We start from the raw sequence: 249 nt of genomic DNA on the forward strand, positions 1-249 counted from the left end.
TATTTGGAGAGGGCTTAGACAGTGCGTCGTCGCTTGTACGTGTTGCACTAAAAAAATGTCTAAGTTGGCTTTGATCAAGCAAACGCTCTAATCCATCTCGACCTTTACCTGTTGCAACCGCTAAAACAATGCCCTGCTCTTTTAAGGCACCTAAAACGCTGACAACATTATCAAATACAGGAGTTGGCGTGGTATCAACACTATATTGGTGTTTATACCCTTTAATTAGCGCTTGATGCTGCGCGGCAT

Annotated in this window: 1 protein-coding gene; it reads right to left on the minus strand. The window is 43.4% G+C overall.

Annotated features, from left to right (window positions below; translation table 11 throughout):
• A partial coding sequence (locus tag AAEY83_RS17460; RefSeq protein WP_351061209.1) for an HAD hydrolase-like protein occupies nucleotides 1-249 on the minus strand: 249 nt, incomplete at both ends.

Origin of the sequence: Psychrobacter sp. TB20-MNA-CIBAN-0197 (assembly GCF_040309765.1) — a bacterium.
Lineage (GTDB): Bacteria > Pseudomonadota > Gammaproteobacteria > Pseudomonadales > Moraxellaceae > Psychrobacter > Psychrobacter submarinus.